Source organism: Algoriphagus sp. oki45 (assembly GCF_036245605.1).
Taxonomy (GTDB): Bacteria; Bacteroidota; Bacteroidia; order Cytophagales; family Cyclobacteriaceae; genus Algoriphagus.
In genome coordinates, this window is record NZ_BTPC01000001.1 from 1,749,807 (window position 1) to 1,774,349 (window position 24,543).

Annotated in this window: 19 protein-coding genes; 6 read left to right on the forward strand and 13 right to left on the reverse strand. The window is 46.2% G+C overall.

All coding sequences use genetic code 11. The annotated features are described in order from the left end of the window. The first annotated feature begins 20 nt into the window (after window positions 1–20). A complete protein-coding gene (locus AAA942_RS07645; RefSeq protein ID WP_338219647.1) occupies window positions 21–2,285 on the forward strand; it encodes a TonB-dependent receptor domain-containing protein in 2,265 nt (754 codons plus the stop codon). Window positions 2,286–2,336: 51 nt separating this feature from the next. Here the strand turns inward: AAA942_RS07645 and moaCB are convergent, their stop codons facing one another. The 10 genes from moaCB to AAA942_RS07695 are packed head-to-tail and all read right to left on the reverse strand — an operon-like array spanning window position 2,337 to window position 12,645. Beyond that, a complete protein-coding gene (gene moaCB / locus AAA942_RS07650; RefSeq protein WP_338219648.1) occupies window positions 2,337–3,248 on the reverse strand; it encodes a bifunctional molybdenum cofactor biosynthesis protein MoaC/MoaB in 912 nt (303 codons plus the stop codon). Continuing rightward, entirely contained in the window at window positions 3,249–4,508 is a 1,260-nt protein-coding gene (locus tag AAA942_RS07655) for a pyridoxal phosphate-dependent decarboxylase family protein (RefSeq protein WP_274670996.1), read from the reverse strand. It lies immediately after the preceding gene. 11 nt (window positions 4,509–4,519) lie between these two features. Beyond that, complete coding sequence (gene mobA / locus AAA942_RS07660; protein WP_338219649.1) at window positions 4,520–5,113, reverse strand: molybdenum cofactor guanylyltransferase; 594 nt, start codon at window positions 5,111–5,113, stop codon at window positions 4,520–4,522. Between the two features lie 4 nt (window positions 5,114–5,117). After that, window positions 5,118–6,611: an MFS transporter gene (locus AAA942_RS07665; protein ID WP_338219650.1), complete on the reverse strand. Its 1,494-nt coding sequence runs from the start codon at window positions 6,609–6,611 to the stop codon at window positions 5,118–5,120. A 27-nt stretch (window positions 6,612–6,638) separates the two neighbouring features. Beyond that, on the reverse strand, window positions 6,639–6,887 hold the full coding sequence (locus AAA942_RS07670) for a DUF6755 family protein (protein WP_274671005.1): 249 nt from the start codon (window positions 6,885–6,887) through the stop codon (window positions 6,639–6,641). Between the two features lie 11 nt (window positions 6,888–6,898). Beyond that, window positions 6,899–7,405: a QcrA and Rieske domain-containing protein gene (locus AAA942_RS07675; protein WP_274671004.1), complete on the reverse strand. Its 507-nt coding sequence runs from the start codon at window positions 7,403–7,405 to the stop codon at window positions 6,899–6,901. A 14-nt stretch (window positions 7,406–7,419) separates the two neighbouring features. Next, window positions 7,420–7,992, reverse strand: a complete 573-nt coding sequence (locus tag AAA942_RS07680) for a 4Fe-4S dicluster domain-containing protein (RefSeq protein ID WP_338219651.1) — start codon at window positions 7,990–7,992, stop codon at window positions 7,420–7,422. Between the two features lie 18 nt (window positions 7,993–8,010). Then, entirely contained in the window at window positions 8,011–10,227 is a 2,217-nt protein-coding gene (locus AAA942_RS07685) for a molybdopterin oxidoreductase family protein (protein WP_338219652.1), read from the reverse strand. 12 nt (window positions 10,228–10,239) lie between these two features. Further along, on the reverse strand, window positions 10,240–11,295 hold the full coding sequence (locus tag AAA942_RS07690) for an MFS transporter (protein ID WP_338219653.1): 1,056 nt from the start codon (window positions 11,293–11,295) through the stop codon (window positions 10,240–10,242). 12 nt (window positions 11,296–11,307) lie between these two features. Next, window positions 11,308–12,645 (reverse strand): MFS transporter, encoded by a 1,338-nt coding sequence (locus AAA942_RS07695; protein WP_338219654.1) that lies wholly within the window; start codon window positions 12,643–12,645, stop codon window positions 11,308–11,310. Between the two features lie 414 nt (window positions 12,646–13,059). Here AAA942_RS07695 and AAA942_RS07700 point away from each other — a divergent pair, with 414 nt between their 5' ends. After that, a complete protein-coding gene (locus AAA942_RS07700; protein ID WP_338219655.1) occupies window positions 13,060–13,611 on the forward strand; it encodes a fasciclin domain-containing protein in 552 nt (183 codons plus the stop codon). 113 nt (window positions 13,612–13,724) lie between these two features. Continuing rightward, window positions 13,725–14,162 (forward strand): RrF2 family transcriptional regulator, encoded by a 438-nt coding sequence (locus AAA942_RS07705; RefSeq protein WP_338219656.1) that lies wholly within the window; start codon window positions 13,725–13,727, stop codon window positions 14,160–14,162. A gap of 127 nt (window positions 14,163–14,289) precedes the next feature. Here the strand turns inward: AAA942_RS07705 and AAA942_RS07710 are convergent, their stop codons facing one another. From AAA942_RS07710 to AAA942_RS07720, 3 genes are all read right to left on the reverse strand, one after another. Further along, window positions 14,290–15,969 (reverse strand): sulfatase family protein, encoded by a 1,680-nt coding sequence (locus tag AAA942_RS07710; protein WP_338219657.1) that lies wholly within the window; start codon window positions 15,967–15,969, stop codon window positions 14,290–14,292. Window positions 15,970–15,985: 16 nt separating this feature from the next. Next, complete coding sequence (locus AAA942_RS07715) at window positions 15,986–17,680, reverse strand: sulfatase family protein (RefSeq protein WP_338219658.1); 1,695 nt, start codon at window positions 17,678–17,680, stop codon at window positions 15,986–15,988. Window positions 17,681–17,814: 134 nt separating this feature from the next. Then, window positions 17,815–20,241, reverse strand: coding sequence for a TonB-dependent receptor domain-containing protein (locus tag AAA942_RS07720; RefSeq protein WP_338219659.1), 2,427 nt, complete (start codon window positions 20,239–20,241; stop codon window positions 17,815–17,817). Between the two features lie 196 nt (window positions 20,242–20,437). On the opposite strand from AAA942_RS07720, the gene AAA942_RS07725 reads away from it, so the two are divergent. From AAA942_RS07725 to AAA942_RS07735, 3 genes are read left to right on the forward strand one after another with little or no spacing between them, the layout of a single operon-like run. Then, the gene (locus AAA942_RS07725) at window positions 20,438–21,868 is read left to right on the forward strand and encodes a sulfatase (RefSeq protein ID WP_338219660.1); all 1,431 of its coding nucleotides are present in this window, start codon (window positions 20,438–20,440) and stop codon (window positions 21,866–21,868) included. Between the two features lie 2 nt (window positions 21,869–21,870). Next, complete coding sequence (locus tag AAA942_RS07730; RefSeq protein ID WP_338219661.1) at window positions 21,871–23,322, forward strand: sulfatase-like hydrolase/transferase; 1,452 nt, start codon at window positions 21,871–21,873, stop codon at window positions 23,320–23,322. A 43-nt stretch (window positions 23,323–23,365) separates the two neighbouring features. Then, entirely contained in the window at window positions 23,366–24,529 is a 1,164-nt protein-coding gene (locus tag AAA942_RS07735) for a sialidase family protein (RefSeq protein ID WP_338219662.1), read from the forward strand. Window positions 24,530–24,543 lie beyond the last annotated feature (14 nt).

A 24,543-nucleotide genomic window follows, 5' to 3' on the forward strand; every position in this document is an offset into this window, starting at 1 on the left:
GATTTCCTAAATCCATTATCATGAAAAAGCTCATTTCGCCAGCTGCAAGGATGATTTTTGCCCTTGCCCTGGCACTTCATACCCTCATACCTGCCTTTGCTCAGGAAAAACAATCCCTCCGCATCCTTGATCAAACCACCCTCGAAGGAGTCCCCGGAGTCACTTACCGCTATGGCTTCCAAAAGGGAATTTCAGATGAAAGCGGCACCATTTACTTATTGACTGATAAAGAGAGCTGGCTTTACCTCAGCCATCTCAGCTATGGCAGTTGGATGCTTGATCCTTTGGAAGTAGCTCAAGCCCTTCAAAAAGGAAGCATTTCTCAGAAAGAACAGCTTTACGGTCTTCAGCCTGTATCGGTGATTGCTCTGAAAATGACCGAAGAGAAAGACAAGAGAATTCTCATTTCCGATCAGGAGCGGCTTCACCATGACGCCGGGGCTATTCTCGGTTTGGATCCGGTAGTCTCCGGGATACGCAAAAGCAGCAGCTTTGCCTTTGATCCGGTCATGCGAGGATTCAAATACGATCAGCTCAATATCGTGGTCAATGGCCTCCAATCTGCCAATGCTGCCTGCCCTAACCGCATGGATCCACCTACTTCCCAAGTGGCCCTGAATCGGATCCAAGAAGTAGAAATTCTCAAAGGGCCCCATGCCTTACGCTACGGAATTGGCCTGGGAGGCACGATCAACTACATCCAGGAAGCCCCTGATTTCACCTCCATTCCGGGAATCTACGGAAGGGTTTCTTCCCTGTTTGAAACCAATGGAGATGTATGGAGAAATGATGCCCGAGTGGGTTTCGCGGGAGCGAAGTATGACATCGGCGTGTTGGGAAGCTATTCCACAGGAAATGATTACCTGGATGGTGACGGAAATCCAGTCCCTGCCAATTTCAAGAGAGGAATTTTGGGAGTATATGCGGATTTACAAGCGACTTCAAAGGACTTGCTCCAAGTATCGGTCAATAGAAACTTTGCCCGGGATGTGGATTTCCCTTCTCTTGGAATGGACTTGCGCACTGATGACACCTGGATGGGAAGTCTAATGCACACCCGGACTTTTTCCGGCAAACCTCTTGCCCAGTGGACCAACTCCGTGTATTTCACCCGAGTGGATCACCTGATGGACAATCTGCTGCGCGAACCACGCATGATGGACGCCTCCACCCCTGCCATCACACAAAACTGGGGATTCAGAAGTGAAGGAGAATGGAAGTTCTCTCAAGGAAAACTTTTTGCCGGTGTAGATTTCAAAGAGGAATCAGCCGACGGTACCCGAACCCGTGCCATTACCATGGGGCCGATGAAAGGAAAAGTATTTTACGATAACCTGTGGCAAGATTCACAGATCCGAAAAACCGGACTTTTCGCTAATTACCTGATTCCTGTAGGAGGAACTGTCTTCAGTGCTTCCGGTCGTTTAGAAGTGAATCAGGCGGTTGCAAATAATCCTGCTGAGGAGTTCACCCAAATCCATAGCGAGACAGAAAACTCCCAACTCAATCCCGGAATCAGCATCGGCGCACAGCGAGATTTGGGAAAAGCATTTAGCCTGGGAATCTGGGCAGCAAGCGTCCGAAGAAGCGGAAGCCTTTTAGAGCGATACATCAACTACCTGGCTGTGGGTATGGATCCTTGGGAACTTGTAGGCGACCCTCAGATCAAACCTGAAACCAACAATGAACTGGATGTGGTCTTAGGCTATGGCCGTGAAAAAATCTCCTTGGAACTAACCCTTTTCGGATCCTATATGACCGACTACATTTCCTCTGTAAAAACAGATCTGAAGCCTCGATTGGCGACCAGTCCCGGTGTAAGACAGTATGTGAATGTGGATGAAGCTATGAAGACCGGGTTTGAGTTCAATTTCAAGCAAAAGCTAAGCGGAAGTTTCAATCATTCTCTTGGTGTGGCCTATACCTATGGAAAAGACTTGATTTTGGACGCTCCACTTCCTGAGATTGCGCCATTGGATCTTCGATATGGAGTAAGAGGTCATTTCTTTGAAAGAAAACTTCAGGCAGGACTTAACCTGAGGCATGTATTAGCACAGGAGCGAGTTTCGGAGGCCTTTGGGGAAGGCACAACTCCCGGCTTTAGCCTCCTGGACCTAGACTTGAGCTTTCCTCTGAGCAGCATGGTATTGGTTAAAGCCGGAGCACAAAACCTCTTCAATGAGACCTACTACGAGCACCTTTCCAGGCCCATACGAGCCGGAAACATCCCAATGTACGCCCCGGGTAGAAACTTTTTCGTGATGGTCAGCTTGAAGTTTCCTTAAGTAAAAATCCAACCTGCCAGGATTTAAAACCCTGGCAGGCTTTAAGCCATATTAATCATGTCTAGCCCCTTCCATCACCTTGAAAATGTGAAGAATGGAAGGAAAAACTGCATCCATGGATTCTGAAGCTCCTTTGGTCGAACCAGGAAGTCCCAATACCAAAGTGTCTCCGATCAATCCTGCCACGGAGCGGGATAGCATGGCATAAGGCGTACGTTGCTGTCCATAATTTCGAATAGCCTCTTCAATCCCGGGTATTCTTCTTTCTATTATTTCCTCCAAGGCCTCGGGCGTAATATCTCTTGGTGATAAGCCTGTCCCTCCTGAAAAAATCACCATATCCATTTGATCACTTACCTGCTGAGAACAAAGCTGTTGGATTTGGTCTTTTTCATCAGGTATGATTTGGTAAACAAGAACTTGAACTCCGACTTTTTCCAGTTTTTCTTTGATCACCAACCCGGCGGAATCTACCTTTTTCCCTGCCGAAATCGAGTCCGAACATACAACCACAGCAGCTCGAAGGGACTGCTCCAGATCTTTTTTGCGATCGGACTTCCCTCCTCTTTTTTCAACCAGCTTGATTTGCTCAATAGTCACTCCTTTGTCTATAGGCTTGAGCATATCGTACATAGTCAGGGCTACCACAGAGGCTGCATGCATCGCTTCTACCTCCACACCGGTCTTGTAGATGGTATGAATTTCGACAAAAACGGTTACTTCAATAGCTCCTACTTCATAGCTAACGGAAGTAAACTCCACCGGTAAAGGATGGCAATCGGGAATCATATCTGCGGTCCTTTTGGCAGCAAAAAGGCCCGCAACACGTGCACACTCGAGCACGTCGCCCTTAGGGACAGTTCGGTTTTGAATGGCTTGGATGGTTTCAGGATGACTTACTTTGACGATCGCCTGGGCCACTGCTTTCCGTAGGGTGTTACTTTTATGCGTGATGTCGACCATTTAATTCGTACTTAAACTCCGGGAAGATAGCATATCCTGAATAAAATCCTTCAAATGCTCTATTTCCACATGGTCCATCAGCACGATTTTATACCATTGATTGGTCTCATCGTGGGTTTGTGGGACAAGGTTATACTTATGAGCCAATGATTCCGGCACACATTCGGAGCGAATGGTGACAATATTCATCTCCTGTTCCCGAAAATAGATTACCCCCAACTGATCCAATTGCTTGCAAAGCCAGTTGGTCCGCATTTTGATCACAGATATCTTTTCAAACCACTTATGAGGACCATAGGTAGTCAAAATCACCCAAACTGCCACCGCATTGGCACCCGATCGACTTCCACAAAGGGTCAAGTCCATCCCTTGAACATATTTTGCTTCTGAAGTGAGTACATTTTCGATCAGTTCTTTTCGGCAGACAAAAATACCTGTACCATAGGGTGCCTGAAGCATTTTATGCGCATCAATAGTGATTGAAGAAATATCCGGATTGGTGAAGTTGATTTGGTTTTCGAAGTCTCCAAAAGGATAGACAAAACCTCCATAGGCTCCATCGATATGCATACGGAAAGGGAGGTGAAATTCGTGAAGGACAACTGTGAATACTTTGGGATCATCCACGGAGCCAAACATGGTAGTCCCCATATTGGCGACAACGATAAAGTACTTTTTACCTTTCTGAAGGCTTGCTTTCACCGCCTCTCTCACAGCCTTTGGGCTTACTTCTCTGGTATCCGGATCTACTGAGACTTTTTCCCAGTCGATCATCAGAAGATTGGCAGCCTTGGGGATGGAGTAATGGGTATCTTCGGAAGCAAGAATGACAATTTCATCCAACATGGCTCCCTTATTTTTCAAAAATTCGTTTCGATAAATCCACAGTGCCTGTGCATTGGCCTCAGTGCCTCCCGGAGAAATATACCCGTCAAACTCCCCTTCTCCGATTTTGAACAGGTCCACAGCAATCATGTTCAGGACCTCCCGCTCTATCGCTTGAGTACCTTTGAATGCATATTCGGAAGTCCCAAAGGTATGGCAACCGATATGGTTGGGGTTGGCGATGTATGTACTCAATACGGGCATTTCCCGAAGGAAAAGAGACTCATTTGTAAATACCTTTTCATCCAATCGAGAGGCAGGATAGCCCAAGTTAGCATCTTTAGAAAAATCCACATTGACTTTTAAGGCTTGCTGGACTCGATTGAGCCGCTCCTCTGGAGAGAGTTTTCTCCAGAACTTCATTTGAATTTCCATATCACAATATATTAGTTTTTTTCTTCAGGGAAATCGGAAAAAGTCCGGACTTCTTCCAGGGTGTTTACATTGGTAAATTCGAGATGAGGATCGGTAGAAATAGTCGCCAAATCGACCACCTGATGGGTTTGCCCCTCAATAAATCCTTGCACCTTGTACTCCTGCCGCTCCAGACTGGACAAGACCTGTGGCAGAAGGCTGACAGGATAAATCCCCGGAAAAGGATAAAGGCTCCCGGAAATCATGCCGATAACTATTCCCGTGCACTCCTTTGAGAGGAGTTTATTAATCGTGCCAGTCTGAATCAGCGGGGAATCACAGGAAAAGATAATGGCATGGGAGCATCTACAGTAGGTCAACGCTGTGTAAATTCCACCCAGGGGTCCACAGTTTGGGATCAAATCCGGAATCACAGGTACCCCCATGTCAGCATATCCTGGATGATGTCCGATAATATGCTGTGAAAGGCCCAGAGGAGCTGTGGCCTCTAGGACATGCTGGATCATGGGTTTGCCCTTTAGCTCCACAAGGCCTTTTTCCTGACCCATCCGGGTACTTTTGCCTCCGGCAAGAATAAAAACCGCTAGATCGCGCTGGCTACTCATATGATCAGTGATGGTCGATTTTGTCAGAAATCTCCGGTGCGTGTTTTTTCAGGATAGATTTCACCACTTTGGACATCCATACATAGCACAGAATGGACAGTGCCAGAATAAACATCCAGCTGCTCGTCCAGAGTCCAGTGCCCTCTAGCAGATAGCCAAACAAAATGGGGCAAAAGAAACCTCCCAGACCACCGATTACCCCTACCATACCACCGACTACGCCCACTTCGTTGGGGAAATAGTCTGGAATGAACTTATAAACGGAGGCTTTGCCTATACCCCACACGATCCCAAGAATCAATGTCAAAATGGCAAATACCCACATATTGGCTTCGAAATTGATCCGAGTCACACCTTTTACGAGGAGCTGCTTTTTCTCCACTACGTCGCCTGCTTTCACCACGGGTTCTTGCCAAGAGGTTTTTTGAGGCAATATGGGCTTCTTGTCCGATTCTAGCTCAGTTGAGGCTGGTTTTCCGCTGAAATCATAGGTTTTGCCGCTCTCCATGATGAGTTGGTTTGCCCGAACTTCGGCCACCACTCCCTTTTGCACAGCGTTGATTCCTTTGCCGGGAGAGAAGATTTCCATCTTGGGGATCATCAGGAGGGCTGCGATGGCGATGGACCAGGCAAAAACTCCAAACATCACTCTCCTTGCACCAAACTTGTCACTCATCCAGCCTCCCAAGGCGCGGACCACTCCGGATGGCAAGCTAAAGAGCGATGCGAAAAGACCGGCAATCACGAGGGTGGTGCCGTAGACATTGGTAAAATAAGGCACGAGCCACTGGGATAAGGCCACAAAACATCCAAACACAAGGAAATAGTATAGCCCAAATCTCCACACCCGAATATTGCCAAGTGGCTGGAGCGTCTGAGCCATGGTACGGGTGGAAGTGGCGGGTTTTTTATTTTGCGCCAGCAAAGCAAATAGAATAGCTATGCCCACCAAGACGGCTGCATAAATCGTCGGCAATGTGGTCCACGCCGAAGGATTTTGCCCATTGTCAGTAAAGTAATTTAGTGCTGTGGGAGCAAGCAGGGTGGTGATAGCTGCCCCGGCATTACCTGCTCCAAAAATACCCAAAGCTCTGCCTTGCCAATGTTTGGGATACCAAACCGAGGTGTATCCTATACCCACGGCAAAGCCGGCACCGGCCAGACCAAACCCAAAGCTCATCAGTGCATACCAGCTAAAGGAATCCGTGAAATTCAGCAGATACATGGGGATGGCGGTGAAAAGCAGCAGCCCTACAAAAATCCATTTACCTCCATACTTGTCCGTCAAAATACCCAGCGGGAGCCGCATGATGGATCCCGTGAGAATGGGGATACCGAGTAGCCAGCCGATTTCGACTTGGCTCCAGTTGAATATGCCATTGTCTACCAAGTAAGTCACCATGACCCCATTGAAGGTCCAGGCGGCAAAACACAAGGTGAAGGCTAGGGTATTGAGGAAAAGGACGCGGTGGGCGCCTGCAGGGATGCGCTCATTCATAGGATGCGGGGAGGAGTAGCGGGTGGGTTAACTCTTTTTCTTTCGGGCATCCGGCAGATAGCGCAGGAGCCAGAAGGAGGCGATCGCAAAGGTGATGGATCCCAGTGCCGTAGTAATCGCGAAGTTGAGGTTCTCTTGCAGGGCATTGTTTAGTGCTCCAAAGAGGAACCAGATCTGGATCGTGACAAAGAGAATCTGGAGCAGGATAATTCCTGTCATCAGTGTGCTGGTCTTATTGGGGTGTGCCTGGTTTTGGGATTGTCTGAAATCGCTCATAGCTCAGGGGTTTAGACTTGTTGGGCTTTGACTAGTACCATGCCGTCGCGAAGTACCACTTCGAGTTGGGGTAGTGGACGTGGTGGTGGACCCTGGATCACGTCGCCAGTACGTGGGTTGAAATAGCCCTTATGGCAGGGGCACACGATCTGTCCTAGGTCGTGGCGGTATTTCACCGCACAGGAGAGGTGGGTGCACTTCTGCTCAAAGGCTCGCCATTCGCCCTCACCCAAGTTGATGAGCAGGTAAGGAATGGTCTTGGATCCCTCGATCTCAAACATATAGGACTCCCCCACGGGCACATCAGACTCCAGGCAGATGGGGTGCTCTCCCACGAGTGGCTGATCTGGAAAAGCCAGAGACTTCACCACGATGGCCGTGCTTCCCACCGCAAGTGCACCAGAGAGTAAGGTGAGAAATTTGGCAAACTCTCTCCGAGACACATGTGTGGCTTCCTTTTGCTCAATGGGGAAATCCTGCTTCCATTTTGGAATTTCTTGATTTGGGTTTTTAGACATGACGCAAACTGATTTTAAGGATGAATCCGCAATTCTGTGCTGCCTTTGGGCATCATGATATTGACTTTGGTATTGACTTGTTCTTCTCCAAACATGAATTTGTTTACCGGAGTACTATTGGGACGTAGCTTTTCGATTTCCTCCCGGGTGCCGTAGAAGAGCGCCTGACTAGGGCATACCGTAGCACACATGGGCTTTTTGCCGGCGCTGGTGCGATCGTAGCACATGTTACATTTCATCATGAGCTCGGCCTTTTCTTCTTTTTTGGGTACCCCAAATGGGCAGGCCAGCACACAGTTGGAGCAGCCTATACATCGGGAGGTATTTGCCGTGTGGACCACACCAAAGTCATCCTTGGTGATGGCATCGGCCGGGCAGACATTGGCACACACGGGATCTTCGCAATGCATGCAGACCTGCACGGTCGTTTGGACAGAGGCGGCTCGCTCCACATAGTGAATGTGGATCATGCTTTCCTGCCCGTTGGTCTCACACTCAGCACAGGCCATTTCGCAAGCATGGCAGCCGATACAGCGCTGCATGTCTATGAAAAATTCCATCTGCTGATTGTATTGAGGGTTTTGCATGGTTAAAGGGCTGTTAGGTTAAAAACTTTGATAGGCTGTTTCTTTGATTTGGACAGAGGCCATTTTTCCTGTTGGAATAAGCTGACAGGCACATACTTTGAATTCTGGAATTTTACTGATTGGATCCAAGGTTCCGATAGTCAGTTGATTTGCAGAATGTTTGCCTCCCCAGTGATAAGGGATAAAGACAGTATCTTCCCGGATAGTTTCTACAATCTGGGCTGGGAAGGTCGCCTCTCCTCGACGGGTTTTTACGATTACCTGATCTCCATCTTTGATCCCGTACTGATATGCTAGCTTGGGATGAATTTCCAATAGCGGTTCCGGATATTGATCCAAAAGCTTACCGATTCGGCGGGTCTGAGTACCGCTTAGGTATTGAGATACCACTCTACCGGTGGTCATCACGACAGGATACTCCTTATCCACCACTTCTGCAGGGTCCCGATAGGATACCGGGTTGAAGTGTGCTTTTCCGTCTGGTGTTTTAAATTTGCGGTCCTCCCAAAGTCTAGGCGTACCGGGATGATCTTCTGAAGGACATGGCCAGAACACTCCCATATTCTTCTCAATTTTTTCATAAGTAATCCCGAAGTAATCGGCAGTACCTCCTTTGGAAGCTACCCGAAGTTCATTGAAAACATCCTCAGCCTTGTCATAGGCGAATTTGTCCCCAACTCCCAGTCTCTGTGCCAATTCGATCAGGATTTCGCTGTCTTTTCGGGCTTCTCCGGGAGGAGTGATCGCTTGGTTGATTTTTACCACCCGACCTTCAGCGGTAGTCACAGTTCCCTCTTCCTCTTCGTGTAGCGAGCCAGGGAGAATCAAGTCTGCATGCCTTGCAGTTTCATTGAGGAAAAAGTCAATGGCTACATAGTATTCCAGTTTTTCCAGAGCTTCCCGGACGAAGTTGTTATTGGGCAGGGAAACCAAGGGGTTGAAACAAATTGTGATTAATCCTTTGATTTCACCACGATGGATGGCTTCGATGATTTCATAGGCTGAAAGTCCTTTACCCGGCAATTCTTTTTCATCGATACCCCATACATCCGCAATGTATTGGCGATGTTCTGGATTGGTAATATCCCGATTGCCGGGCAGCTGGTCACACTTGTGGCCATGCTCGCGACCTCCTTGCCCATTTCCTTGGCCTGTGATCGTTCCATAGCCACAATAGGGCTTTCCGATTCGGCCGGTCGCTAAGACTAAATTGATACAGCTGAGGACATTGTCCACGCCTTTTGTATGATGTTCTATGCCTCTGGCATGTAGCAGAAAGCTCGTTTTTGCTTTGCCCCACCATTCTGCTGCTTGCTGGATCTTAGCGGCCTCAATTCCGGTTTTTTCCTCAGCCCAGGCCAAATCATAATCTTTGACAGCATCGATGGATTCCTGAAATCCGGAAGTGTGCTGGTCAATAAATTCGTGATCCAACCAATCATTGTCGACCAAGATCTTAAGCATAGCTCCGAAAAGTGCAGAATCTCCGCCCGGCCTTACCGGAAGGTGCAAGTCGGCTGTTCTGGCTATCGGGGTCACCCGTGGATCAACCACAATGAGTTTGGCCCCGTTGTCTCGAGCCTGCCAAATGTAGTGTGTCAGCGTAGGAAAAGTCTCAGACACATTCGTACCTGCTATGATGATTACTTCTGCATGCTTCAAGTCAGCCCAGGAATTGGAGATTCTATCCAATCCAAAGGCTTTTTTATTTCCCGCACCGGCACTTACCATGCAAAGTCTTCCATTGTAATCGAGGTTTTTGGTCTTCAAGGCAACCCTGGCAAATTTCCCGACCATGTAGCTTTTTTCATTGGTCAGCGACACCCCGGACAGCATCGCAAAAGCATCACGTCCATGGCTGTTCTGAATGCGCTGAATTTCGCTGACAGTTTTGCTCATGGCATCTTCCCAGGAGGTTTTTTCAAAACCTTTCCCTTCGACTCTCTTATAGGGATGCAAGATTCGATCTGGGTGATTGTTTTGAAGGTAGCGTTGAACGCCCTTTGGGCACAATCGCCCTTCATTGAACGGAAATTCCATCCAAGGTTCAAACCCAGCCACTTTATTATCTTTGACTTTCAACTGAATGCCACACTGCATCCCACAGAAGCAGCAATGGGTTTTAACCAACTTATCGGGCTCATGAACTCCCTGGAAACCTTCCTTAGGAGTGTAGGCTTTGTGAGGGCCGAATTGATCAATGATAGAATCTACTGAAGTAGGTAATTTTGCCATGGTCTGATATTTTTATCCGAAGAAAGCTCCGGCATTTTTTCTTGCTTCAAAATGTGCTTTAGCCAAAGCGGCTCTTTTACCTTCGGGACTTAAGTCCAGATGATTGCTTCCATCCTTGAGTGTAAAATCAAAGCCAAGCTCTTTGGTGACTTGCTTTAGGTCATTGACATGCAGTTGAGTAGCAAATTCCTCATGGGTATGCGGACATACAGCCATGCCGTGTTTTTTGCCTTCATGCCGATAAAGGTTGGCTCCTAATTGAGCCAATCGTTGGAAAATGTGGAAAAACTTCCCGAATGGAATCCAAACCAAAAACAGAATCACCGTGACCGCATGAGTCACAGCCATAAACTGATAGGTTTTCCCTTGCAGAAACGTGTAATCATAAGAAATGCCTAAGCCAGTAATGGATATCGCAATCAGCAGCACCAAGGGAAGCCAATCCCCTTCAAATGTCTGTGTCGCAATCAATCCTCCGTCCGTCAAACGACGCTTCATCATCATCACCGCACCTATTGTCACCAAAAGTGAGCACCACACCAGAGCATGAAATGCCATGAATGCGATGAAGGAGCCCAACTCAAATGATCCGGCTTCAAATCCAAAGACCTTGGCGTAATAAATTGTATCATTACCCGGCTTGAACTCAAAATGAATCCATCCCAAAGTCAGCGGAATTGTCACTGCAAAAGCAATCAGGCAGCCCGTAGCCAATAAAAAGTGACCTATCCATCGGGTTCTGCTTCGGTGATAAATAAACCTTTGAAAGAGAATATTTTGAAAAAAGAGCTTGACACTTCTCAAGAGGTAAAAGGGGAAATCCCTACTGAATAGAAATTGCATACTCCTTTTCCAATAAAGCCTTGTAGGAGGCCGCTGCAACCATACCGAATACCGATAGGCAATTCCAAAAACCGCAAAGACAGTCCCCAAGAGGTAAGCTATAAGGGCGGCATCGAAGTTTTGAAGATTTCTGGACCCCAAGAAAACCAACATTACTACCGCCAAGGCAGCAATGATCGCTTTAATCAAGGCTATTTTGTTAAGGGTTTGAAGTAGTCTAAGCATATAGATGCAGGTTTAACAAGGTCTTTCAGCACCTTTTCTGTTGTAGAAATACCAATTGATTCCTGTGGCCAAAACCAGGAAAACAGCCAAAATCTCAAAGAATCCCGTTGCGCTTCCAGTCGAAACCATGAAACCACTGATCGCTAAGGAAAATATAAAAGGTCCATAGGCTCCGATTGCGGCTGTCCATCCAATCACCCCAGAAGCATGCACCGGGTTATGCTTGAAAATCACCGGAAATTGCTTGAAAGTAGAAGCATTACCGATGCCCGTAAAAAAGAACAGCACCAACATAACCAGTATAAACATATCGAGCTGCTGTATTCCACTTGGTTCTAATAAGTTAAGGAAAATAATCACAAGAGTACAACCTAAAAGGCCTAAACCTGAAATTGTAGTCAAAACTGCTCCTCCAATTTTATCGGCAATAAAACCAAATCCCACGCGCGCTGCAGATCCAATCAACGGACCATAAAAAGCATATTTCAAAGGATCCAAGGAGGGGTCAAAGGGCCCATAAACGGACTTCAAAAGCAGAGGGAATGCAGCTGACAATCCTGCAAAGGTCCCGAAGGTCATAAAATAAATTACAGTGCAATACCAGGTATGCTTGTCTTTAAATATGTCTAGTTGATCTTTAAAAGTGGATTTTATAGGAATACTTCGTAATAATAGCCAACAAAGAATCCCAATTAGAATCAGAAGTGGCGCATACCACAAGGAAGCACTTTGAAGGAAGATTTCACTTTGAACCACTTCGCCAGCAGCAGTCTTTTTAGTAAAAATCTGCGGAGCTCCATAGAATCCTATTCCCAGCATAATAGGGGTCATGAACTGTGCAAGACTTACCCCAAAATTCCCAATCCCAGCCTGAATACCCAAGGCAGCGCCTTTCAAGCGAGAAGGGAAAAACATATTGGTCGAAGGCATAAAAGAGGAAAAGTCCCCTCCTCCAAAGCCCGCTGTTAGCGCTAATACCGCAAAAACCCAAAAAGGAGTGTTGGGATCCATAACCGCAAAGCCAAACCCAATGACCGGAATCAGCTTGATAAATGTCGCAATCGTGATCACATGCCGGGTTCCAAAAATGGGAATCAAAAACGTGTGCACGATCCTTAAGGTACCCGCAGCCAAACCTGGCAATGCCGCCAACCAGAAAAGCTGATTGGATGTGAAATTGAATCCGATTCCATCTAATCTTGTCACTATTGCACTGACCATAAACCAAGTTGCAAAAGAAAGCACTAATGAAATCGTTGTAATAGTCAGGGTTCGCCAAGCTATTTTTTTCCCTTGATCATTCCAAAAGATGTCATTTTCAGGTTCCCAGGTCGTAAGCCAAGTTTTCATAGGGTCATTGTTTTATTTTCAATCTGCTCCCGGGACTCCGGGATTTAGGAAGTCACACCACATTACCTCCTTATTTCACCCCTCCGTTTGGTTCGATTCCAAGGGATCTCAATTAGGATAGCTGCTCCGAAGGTAGAAGGTGTTTTTTCCCAATCACATGATAAAAATCAGTTAATAAAATAATTCCTGTAAGCTTTTTTCTACTCGAATACCGGTATAAAATCCCATAAATTAGGATTTAATTATCTTGTTATAATTATCATTTAGGTCGTAAAAGGATTTTTTTTGAAATTTGAAAAAATAATAAAGGATTTATTTGTCTTTTATTAATATGGAATATACATTTGACCTATGATTCACTAAATCCAAAGCATTCATCTTTCAAAAAGACCCAAATCCTTACCTCCCTTCACTATGAAAAAGTTGCTTTATCTCCCCTCTTTGCTTCTGGCCCTGGCCGCCTGGTCTTGTGGCGGTCAGGCCAAAGATAGCACAACTTCTACCGCTGAATCAGCTCCGGGTCCCGGACAATCCGCTGTTTTGGACGATGTCTCTAACCCAAATGTGGTCCAAGTAGCCGTTGGCTCAGCTGATCACAGTACCCTTGTGGCGGCATTGAAAGCCGCAGACTACGTGGATGCCTTGACCAATGTGGGTCCATTTACAGTATTTGCGCCGACCAACACCGCCTTTGATGCATTACCGGCTGGTACTCTGGATGATCTGGTCAAACCAGAGAATCAACGTAAACTCCGAGACATCCTCGAATACCATGTTTTGCTGGGAGTTTACAAACCCGATGATTTTGTAAATGGCAGGAACCTCGGAACAGCAGATGGCCGATCAGTCACCGTCACTGTTGCCGAAGATGGCACGGTGACCATTAATGGAGCAAAAATCGTCGGCACTGTTTCCGCCTCCAACGGAATCATTCATGTCATTGACCAAGTCCTTCTTCCAAAATAAGCTTTAGGTTTCAAGATTTTGTTATGGTTTTTCTTGAAAAGGCCGGAGTTATGTGACTTCCGGCTTTTTTCCTTTAAAATGTGAAAGGTATATTTCGGACAAAATTATCCAAGATGTTCTCCCAAGCTGCTAAGTACGCGATCAAGTCAGTGATTTATATCTGGACTCAAAGCCTTGAAGACAAAAAGGTTAGCGCAAAGGAAATTGGCCAAAAAATAGGCGCTCCAGAGGCATTCACTGCCAAAATCCTACAGAATCTCACCAAGGCCAAAATTGTGGGTTCCATCAAAGGCCCTAATGGGGGCTTTTTCGCAGATGAATCCTATGCAAATTTCAACTTGAAAGATGTCGTCAAAATCGTGGATGGAGATCACCTTTTCGCAGGTTGTAGCTTAGGTCTTCAAAAATGCTCCGAGAAAAACCCATGCCCACTACACTTCGAAGTGGTAAAGGTCCGACGAGACATCGATATCATGCTCACTTCCAAAAGCCTCAAGCACCTCGCTGTAGAAGTCATCAAAGGCCAAACCCATTTGTCAGAGATCCTCTAAATCCTTTTCTTCAGGAATCTTAAAAGCCAAAATATACGGGGTCAATTCACCTAAGAAATAGCATTTCAAGAGTTAACCCTTTCAAAAAAAAACCAGTGAGGTTTTCACTGGTTTTTTTCTATGTCCTTTAATCTTTTCTTCGCTGGCTTTTGATCTCCTCCGCTTTTTCCTTGCTGATTCCCCAGACTTTTCCTTCCAAGGCATCATCGAGCAGGCGATCGATATACCCATCGCTGATCTCATTGCTGTCTTTGTATTTCACCCGAAGTTCTTCCAAACGCCTGTGAAGGTCTGCCTTAATTTCTGCATAGGCAGGGTCATCATAGACATTTTTTAATTCCTTGGGATCTTTCACCCGATCAATTAGCTCCCAATAATCCTGAATGAAATAATAATGAATCAGCTTATACTCCTTCGTCACAATGGCATAATGCCGGTTGACCATATGCTCGGCAGGAAACTCGTAATAGTGATAATACACCGCATCCCGAGTCCATTGTTCTGGTTTTCCGGTAAGAAGGGGAATCATGCTTTCTCCCTGCATATCAATTGGAGCTGGAATCCCCGCAGCCTCCAAAAAGGTCTGCGCGAAATCAAGATTTTGGACTAACGCATCCGAGCGAGAACCTGGCGCGGTTTTTCCCGGCCAAGCGACCAACAAAGGGGTTTTGAACGATTCGTCATAGACGAATCGCTTGTCATACCAGCCGTGTTCTCCTAGATAAAATCCTTGATCTGAGGTGTATACAATGATCGTGTTTTCCATCAAATTATTGGCCTCCAAATAATCCAGCAGGCGACCTACATTTTCATCCACGGCTTTGATTGTACCCAAGTAGTCCTGCATGTAACGCTGATATTTCCAGCGCATGAGATCTTCCTTAGACATGGTGGGATATCTTTGTTTAAAATCCTCACTGATGGGATCGTAATATTTCCGGAAGTTTGCTGCCTGAGCCGGGGTAAACCGATTCATCTGCCCTATTAACCGACTGGTATCATAGCCACCCACATCGGCAATTCCCAATTCTTTCAAAATCTCAGGACGTAGCTTATTATCCCCTGACCAACCCATGTGGGTAAGGATATTCATCTCCGCTTCTGCTGCTGCAGGTCGGCTGGAATAGTCATCAAATAATGTTTTCGGCTCAGGAAAAGTCTTTTTGGTAAACTCCTCCATGTGGCGCTCTGCCATCAGCCAAGGCCGATGGGGAGACTTATGCAAATACATCAGTAGGAAAGGTTCATCTGGATTTCTTTCCTTTTCCAGCCAATCCAAAGTCATGTCGGTCACGATATCCGTTACATACCCTTCTACCTTGATATTCCCTTCGTTTTTGGTGATAAAATCGGGATTGTAATAGGAGCCCTGTCCAGGCAAAATCTTGAATTGATCAAAGCCCTTGGGATTGTTGCCAAAGTGAAGCTTTCCAAACATGGCTGTCTGATAGCCTGCCTGTTGCATCAATTGGGGAAAAGTGACATTGGTGGTATCGAAGGGGAAATGATTGTCGATTTTCCCGTTGAGATGTGAGTGCTTTCCGGTCAGAATGGTGGCTCGAGAAGGTGCACAAATTGAATTGGTAACGGAAGCCTGTGTGAAAAGCATGCCCATCTTGGCAATCCGGTCGATATTGGGGGTTTCGATCAAGGTATTGTCATAGGCCGAGATGGCCTGATAGGCATGATCATCCGACATGATGAAGATGATATTCGGCCGGTCTGATTTAGCTTCTTCCTTTGGAGTACAGGATGCAAAACCAACAAGGAACGCTCCGGCAAGCCATACTTTCAAGACATTTTTCATAGGCTATTCTAGTGGCTCAATTGCCCTTTTCCTTTTTTCGGTCTTCAAAAATCTTGTTCAAAAGCTCGGTGTTTTTTCCACCGGCATAGGACTTGTTTTCCTCCATATAATCCAAGTATTCCTGAAGGTACCGCTGTGAAATCTGGGAATTGTCCCCATACTTCTCTCTCAATCCATCCAGCCGCGTGTGAAGATTCTGGCGGATTTCGGCATATGCAGGGTCATCGTAGACATTGTTGAGCTCCTGAGGATCCTTGATTCGGTCGATCAGTTCCCATTCGTCGGTATCAAAATAGTAATGCACCAGCTTGTATTCCTTGGTCACGATCGCGTAGTGCCGCTTGACCATATGCACCGATGGGTATTCGTAATAGTGATAATAGACTGCATCCCGAGTCCATTTATCTGTCTGTCCTGTCAAAAGTGGAATCAGGCTTTCTCCCTGCATATCGCTCGGGGCTTGGATTCCGGCAGCCTCCAAAAAGGTCTGGGCAAAATCCAGATTTTGAACCATTTCGTTGGACTTGGATCCAGGAGCCACTTTTCCCGGCCAGGCAACCAAAAGCGGGGTTTTGAAGCTTTCATCGTAAATAAACCGCTTGTCAAACCAGCCATGTTCACCTAGATAAAAACCCTGATCTGAAGTATAAACGATGATTGTATTTTCCATCAGGCCATTGGCTTCCAAGTAATCCAAAACCCTTCCTACATTTTCATCCACAGCCTTGATCGTACCCAGGTAATCTTGCATGTAGCGCTGATACCTCCATTTCATCTTTTCCTCCTCAGTCATCGTCGGATAGCGCTTTTTGAAGTCCTCATTGATCGGCCAATAGTATTGATCCCAAACAGCCCTTTGGGCTGGATTAAGTCTTCCTACCTCTCCTTCGAAGGCCGCTTTGCCCCAATTGGAAGTCTCTTCTATGCCCAACTCATCCATGACACTTGGATAGATTTTGGAATCTCCAGCCCAATGCATGTCCTTCAAAAGGTTCATTTCTGCTTCGTGAGCAGCTCTTCCCCGACCGGAATAATCGTCAAATAAAGTAGCAGGCTCGGGAAATGAACGCGTGGTGAATTCAGCCAAATGTCGCTCAGCAGGAAGCCATTCCCGGTGAGGGGCTTTGTGCAGGTAGAAAAGTAAAAAAGGATCTTCGGCCTTTCGCTCATTTTGAAGCCAATCCAAAGTCATCTCCGTGATGATATCTGTCACATAGCCCTCCACTTGGATGTTTCCTTCGTTTTTGGTGATAAAGTCTGGGTTGTAATATTTCCCTTGACCGGGCAGGATCTTAAACTGATCAAAGCCTTTGGGATTGTTGCCAAAGTGCAACTTCCCAAACATGGCGGTCTGATAGCCGGCTTCCTGAAAAAGTTGAGGGAAGGTCACATTGGTGGTGTCAAAAGGAAAGTGATTGTCCACTTTGCCATTCAAATGAGAATGCTTTCCTGTAAGAATCGTAGCCCGACTGGGAGCACAAATCGAATTGGTCACCGTGGCATTGGTGAAAAGCATCCCCATTTTTGCGATCCGGTCAATATTTGGGGTCTCGATCAGATGATTGCTATAGGCCGAAATAGCCTGATAAGCATGATCATCCGACATGATGAAAATGATATTGGGACGTTCGGCTGGCTTTTCTTCCTGCTTGCAACTCCAAAAGGACACAATCAGCAGGGTGATAGGAATTATTTGAAAAACTCTCTTCATAAACTTTATCTTAAGCTGGTATAGCTAAAGTAAAAAAGATCTCTGTACCCAAGCCTCCATCCAAAGAATAATTGACGAAAACAAAAAAACCGTCCTCCTGATGAGAACGGCTTTAGTCAATCTATCTATTTACCTTAAAATTTCAATCCAAGCGTCAGGTAGAAGGTTCTTCCGTCCGCAGGCATGATTCCGGGGCCCGGATATCCTCCAGCTCTTCTTGTGAAATAGCGTTCGTCGGTTAGGTTGTTTACTCCTGCTTTCAACGAGTGCTGCTTCCAGACATTCCAGCTTGCCGACAGGTCCTGAACTTGGTAAGCAGGAATCAGGCCTACTGTGGCCGCAGCATTGGGTTCTACCGTGTTGGAAGCATCGGAGAAAGTCTCACTGATATCGCTCATTTGCCAAGTCACGGAAAACTTACCATTCCTATAAGTAGCTCCAAATCGGTTGATGTTTCTTGGGGCGTTTTCCACCTCATTTCCGGCTAAATTCCGTTCAGCAATCTCTCCGTTGCTCACCGAGGTGACTACAAAATCCTTGTAGGTAGCATTGATGACGGCCACGGAGGCAAAAAGGTGCAAATACCCATATCTGGAACTTCCCACGAATGCAGTAATCGGATCAAACTCCACATAGCCTTCAAAACCTTGACTCACCGATCTACCCAAATTGGTTCGGAAGTTGAAAATACTTCCATCAGCATTTGCCTGAGCAAGGGTACCGATTCGGTTGTCATAGTTCAGGAAGAAATAGCTGAGGTCAAAGTTGAGGTAAGAAGCGACTTTGCCTCGATAGCCAAAGTCAAAGTTGTACCCACGGGCATCCTGCAGATTGGGATCGATCACATCCGTAGTGGCCGGAGGAGTCAAATCAGAGATCAACACCGGGCGGTAAGCTTGAGAGAAATTGGTGTAAAATTCCGTGGTTTTGCCCACATGGTACTCTGCCCCCAGACCCAACAGTGCAAACGTACGTGTCCTAGTCTGAGGAGTAAGCAGTTGCGGATTGCCATTGCTTACATTCAGTTGTCCTTCCATATTGGACTGGATATTTTCCAATCGGATTCCGGCGGTGAAAAGTAGTTTTTCATTGAACCGAAGTACATTTTCAGCAAAGGCAGCCAAGTTAATATTGGTAAAGTCAAGATTTCTTCTGAAGTCTCCATCTGCCACAGAAAAGTCCATTTCGGAGCCCGTTGTGCCCGTACCCAATTGCTTTCTGTCAATGGCGCCATTGAAGTAGCGTAATCCGCTCATTAAGGTTTGTTCTTGACCAAATAGCTGGTAATTGTGCTGCAGTCTTAACTCAGTGCCGTAAGTAGTGTAGAAATCACGGTCTACCTGCCTATTTCCCAAATCATCCTCTTGGTTGATAGGTCTCATGAAGCCCACTGAATTTCTTTCGGCAAAGGTTCCAAAAGCTTTCCAGCTCAGCTTGGTATTGGGTGAAACCAAATATTCGGCAGAAAGTGACGGGATGAACCAAGGAGTATTAAACCAATTTCTGCTTCTTGAGCTTTGTTGAGAATTCTCTCCAAATTGAGCATCAGTTAGCCCCCCCGGCTGTTGGGTTTCCGTGGTCATATAGGTCATTTCATACCCGAGCTTAAGTCGATTGCTAGCGGCATAGTTGACCTCAACATGTGCATGATCGGTATTGAAAAATCCGTTTTCTCTCCAGCCTTTCCCTCTTCTTTTCTGATAGTAAGCGGTATAGTTCCACTTTCCTTCAGTACCCCCCACATAGTTGAAGGAACTGAAAAGGCCATTGCTACCTACTGTGTTGATAGACTCGGCAGTGAATCGGGTAGATTTGTCCGGCTTTCTCAGGACAAAGTTCATCAATCCGCCAAACTGCGGACCGTACTGCAAAGATGAGGCTCCACGGATGATCTGAATCTCCTCCACCACTTCCATAGGAGGTGTGAAATACGCCTCAGGATAGCCCATGGGATCAGGAGTAATGTCATACCCGTTCATTCGAACGTTGAATTCCCAAGAGCGATTGGGACTGAGGCCTCTGGAAGCTACGCCGAGTTGGATCCCGGAACCGTCATTTTCCCAAATAGAAATACCAGGAGTACGCCCGAAAATCTGTCGGCTGTTGTTCATCGCCAAATTGGCATCGATTTCAGCAAGCTTGATAACCTCGTTTTTCTTTCCGGCATTGATCTGAAAATCGCTGACTTCGGGCATATTCCCCTGTCCCAAAATTCCGCGGCTTGCTGAAATGCTGAATTCGGAAAGAAGGTATTCCTCTTCTGTCAGGGTGATATCCAGATTTTTGGTTTCTTTTTCTCCAATGGAAAAAGATCTCTCCTGAGATTCAAAACCCACCAGACTTACCACCAAGTCGTACTTTCCAGCGGGAAAATCCTTGATCTCAAAATTTCCCTGCAAGTCGGTTTGTACTCCTCTCACGGTTCCTTTCAACAAAACAGACGCACCTGACACAGGGGTCCCTTGGGGATCAATGATTTTACCTTCTACTTTATTTTTCTGGGCCATTGCAGCCGAAGAAAGAAAGAAAACGAAGAACAACACTCCGTAAATCGAACGCATAACTTTATTTAATTAGATTTATTTTAAATAACAATACAAACGTACAACAGGGAAGAATTGGATTCAATACTTATCTGGAAAAAATCTAAATAAAAATAATTAAGGTCAAAAAGTGGAGTTTTAGGAGATTTTGTCTGAACGGCAGGGAGAATAAAAAGAAATCATTTTACTTGCCCTTTCTCAATAGGATTTTAGCATGAAATGGATTTTGGCCAAATTTCTTTTGATTATTTCGGTTTCGGCTTTTTCTCAAAGCAAAAAACCAAATATTCTATTGATTGTCTCGGATGATCTGACCACCACGGCTTTGGGAGCCTATGGCAACTCAATAGTAAAAACTCCAGCCATTGATCAGCTGGCCAAAGAGGGGTTCCTGTTCGAAAACACGTATTCCCAATATCCTGTCTGTGGACCCTCCCGGGCTTCCTTTATGTTTGGATACTATCCTACCGCCACCCAAACCTACGGCTACGTCAGTGGGAGGGAACAAGTCGGCCCCTCCAAAAAGTCTATGGCTCAAGTTTTCAAAGAAAAGGGCTACTACACTGCCCGAGTAAGTAAAATCTTCCATATGGGGGTACCAATCGATATCGAAAACGGAAGCGATGGGGCCGACGACCCGGATTCATGGACCGATCGATTTAACTCACAAGGACCTGAATGGAAATCTGAAGGCTTGGCCGAATTGGTCCAAAACAATCCGGACGGCAGCATCGAGCGAAAAGGAGGCAATGTGATGACCATTGTCCAATCCCTAGGGGGAGATTTAGCCCAATCCGACGGCAAAACGGTCGAAAAAACCATCGAATTGATCCAAAAACATAAGGACAGGCCATTTTTCATAGCGGTAGGCTTGGTCAGACCCCATGTGCCTTTTGTGGCTCCCAAGGAATATTTTGAACCTTATCCTTGGGAAAAAATCGTTCCTCCCCCTTTCATTGCAGGTGATTGGGATGATATCCCCGAGAAAGGAATCAACTATGTCACCACCCAAAACGGGGAAATGAGCTACGCCCAGAAGCAGAAAGCCATCGCAGCCTACTATGCCTCGGTCAGTTTTATGGATGCTCAGGTGGGGAAAATCTTGGCAGCATTGAAGGAAGAAGGTTTGGAAGAAAACACTATCGTAATTTTCACCTCCGATCATGGCTTCCATTTGGGAGAGCATGACTTTTGGATGAAAGTATCCCTGAAAGAGGAATCTGTAAAAGTCCCATTGATCATTCGGGCCCCTGGAATTACTCCCGGAAGATCTTCGGCTTTTGCCGAATTGGTAGACCTCTATCCCACCCTTCTGGCACTCTCGGAATTGGAAAGCCCGCAGCAATTGCAGGGAAAAAGTCTGTTGCCGATTTTGCAAGGCAAAAAAGAAGCTGTCCGTGATTTTGCCTTTTCTGTCACTCAGGGAGGAGATACTTATCTCATCCGCACAGATCGTTGGGCCTATATTCAGTATGGAAAGGAGGGAGAAAACGGGCTGGAACTATTTGATATGTACCAAGACCCAGGACAATTTACCAACTTGGCATCCCTGGACAGCTTTCAAGCTGTAGTGAAGGAAATGCAAAGATTATTAACCCAAAAAATCGCTGAGGTCCAACAAAATGACTTAGGCAAAACCTATTGATAATGAAAAGACTCTTGATCGTACTTCTTCTTGCTTACCAATTAGGCTGCCAGGAGAAAACTCCACCTCAAAAGCCCAACGTTCTTTTCCTCTTTGCAGACGATCAGCGCGCAGATGCATTGGGAATTTCAGGGAACACCTATATCCAAACACCGACTTTGGACCAATTGGCAAAGGAGGGCAGCCGATTTACCAATGCCTATGTCATGGGAGGAAATCACGGAGCCATCTGCATGGCAAGCCGGGCTATGTTGCTCAGTGGACAAAGTCTCTTCCGGGTTTACGATCGGTTAAACGGAGTGGAAACAATGACCATGGACTTTGCGAAAGCAGGTTACACCACCTTCGGCACTGGAAAATGGCACAATGAAAAAGAAGCCTTCGAGGCGAGTTTTCAGCAGGCTAAAAACGTCTACCTCGGTGGCATGGCCAATCATTACGACATTCCTCTTCGGGAATATGGTCCTGACGGAAAATTGGGAGAGCCAGCCAGAAAAGGGTATTCTACCGAGGTTTTTGCCCAAACGGCCATTGACTTTCTCAACTCACAAAAGAACGCCAGCAATCCCTTTTTCTGCTATGTGGCTTTCACTGTCCCCCACGACCCCTATTCTCCCGAACTTGGGCTAATCGGAAAATATCCGGACGGAACCATTCCCCTTCCCAAAAACTACCAGCCTTTTCACCCTTTCCAGTTTGATGATTTGACAGTCCGGGATGAAAATCTGACGGGATGGCCCAGAAAACCGGAAGTGATCCAGATGATTCTTTCGGATTACTATGCTTTAGTCACCCATTTGGATTCCCAAATCGCCAAAATCATCCAAACTCTCAAAGAAAACGGCCAATATGACAACACGATCATCGTCTATACCGCAGATAATGGCATTGCCGTAGGAAGTCATGGTCTGCTGGGAAAGCAGAGTCTCTACGAGCACAGCATGAAAGTCCCACTAATCCTCAAAGGTCCGGGAATCCCTGAGGGGAAAGAGTTTGATGCATTTGCCTACATCCATGACCTCTATCCTACTTTGGCGGAACTGGCAGGACTTCCCAAGCGGGAGGATGTGGATGGAAAAAGCCTCGCGAAGGTGCTTTCCGGAGAGGAAAAGCAAGTTAGAGAGTCCCTATTTACTGCATACCGCAATACTGTCCGAGCTGTCCGTGACCAAAAATGGAAGCTAATCCGCTATCCCGAGCGGGATTTCACCCAGCTTTTTGATTTGGAAAATGACCCGGAAGAAATGAACAACCTGGCGGAAGACCCCCGATTTGATTCCGAAAAAGAAAAACTGATGGAATTGCTAAAAGCCTCACAAAAGGAGTTTGGAGATACGATATCTTTTACCTCTTCTGTGCTTAAGCCTATGGCCTACAATCCCGACACCCTAAAAAGAAAACCTGATCAATGGCAACCGGAGTACATACTGAAGAGGTATTTTGGAGAAAATTGATAGATTTCAGACAATAAGCCCCAAAACCCAAAATACCCAACCCGTGTACCGAATTGCCCTTTCTTTTTATTTCTTTTTCATTTTCAAGTCTTTGTTCGCCCAGGAAACCCTGGTATTCGAAGCAGGACAAGAAGGCCATGCCATCTACCGGATTCCTGCGATTGTTTCCCTCCCCGATGGAGACTTGCTGGCTTTTGCCGAAGGACGTGTAAACGGTAGCGATGACTTCGGAGATGTGAATCTTGTGATGAAAAAGAGTCATGACGGAGGGCATACCTGGTCTCCTTTGAAGACTTTGGTAGACTACGATAGCCTGCAGGCAGGAAACCCCGCACCGGTGGTGGATCTTCAGGACCCGGAACATCCACAGGGCGTGATTTTCCTTTTTTACAACACCGGAAACAATCATGAATACGATGTGCGGATCAAAAAAGGAGTCCGGGAGGTTTGGTTGATCAAATCCTATGACTTGGGAAAAACTTGGACCGAGCCTGAAAACATCACTGTGCAGGTTCATCGACCTGATTTTCCGGAATTCAATACCGAATACACCTTTTCAGAAGACTGGAGACACTATGCGAATACTCCCGGCCATGCATTTCAATTCCAAAATGGCCCTCACAAAGGACGGATTTATGTAGCCGCCAATCACTCTCAAGGTGGACCAAAAGAGGATTGGTCGGATTACCAAGCCCATGGATTTTTCACCGATGATCGAGGAAAAACCTATGGGATTTCTGAATCCTTGGATTTTGGCGGTTCCAATGAATCCATAGCTGCGGAACTCTCGGATGGAAGAATGATTCTGAGTTCGAGAAACCAAAAAGGGGATATCCGACAGCGCATTTTGGCTTATTCCTCGGATGGGGGCCAAACTTGGGAGGAACAGTATTTTGAGGAGCAACTGCCCGATCCGGTTTGTCAGGGATCTATTTTGGATTTGGGAGAAAAAGAAGGAAAGACCATCCTCGCCCACTCCAATAATGCTGACGAAAAAGACCGAAACTACCTTACCATCAAAATCAGCTATGACTCCGGAAAAACGTGGGATCATCTGATTCCGGTGGACTTCACTTCAGACGCTTCCAAACTTCCTTGGACGGCCTATTCAGATTTGGTCCGATTGGATGAAAACACCCTCGGTATTCTTTATGAACGGGATAATTATCGTCAGATCGTCTTTAAACCTATCCAATGGAGAAATTGAAAAAAGCGGCAAAA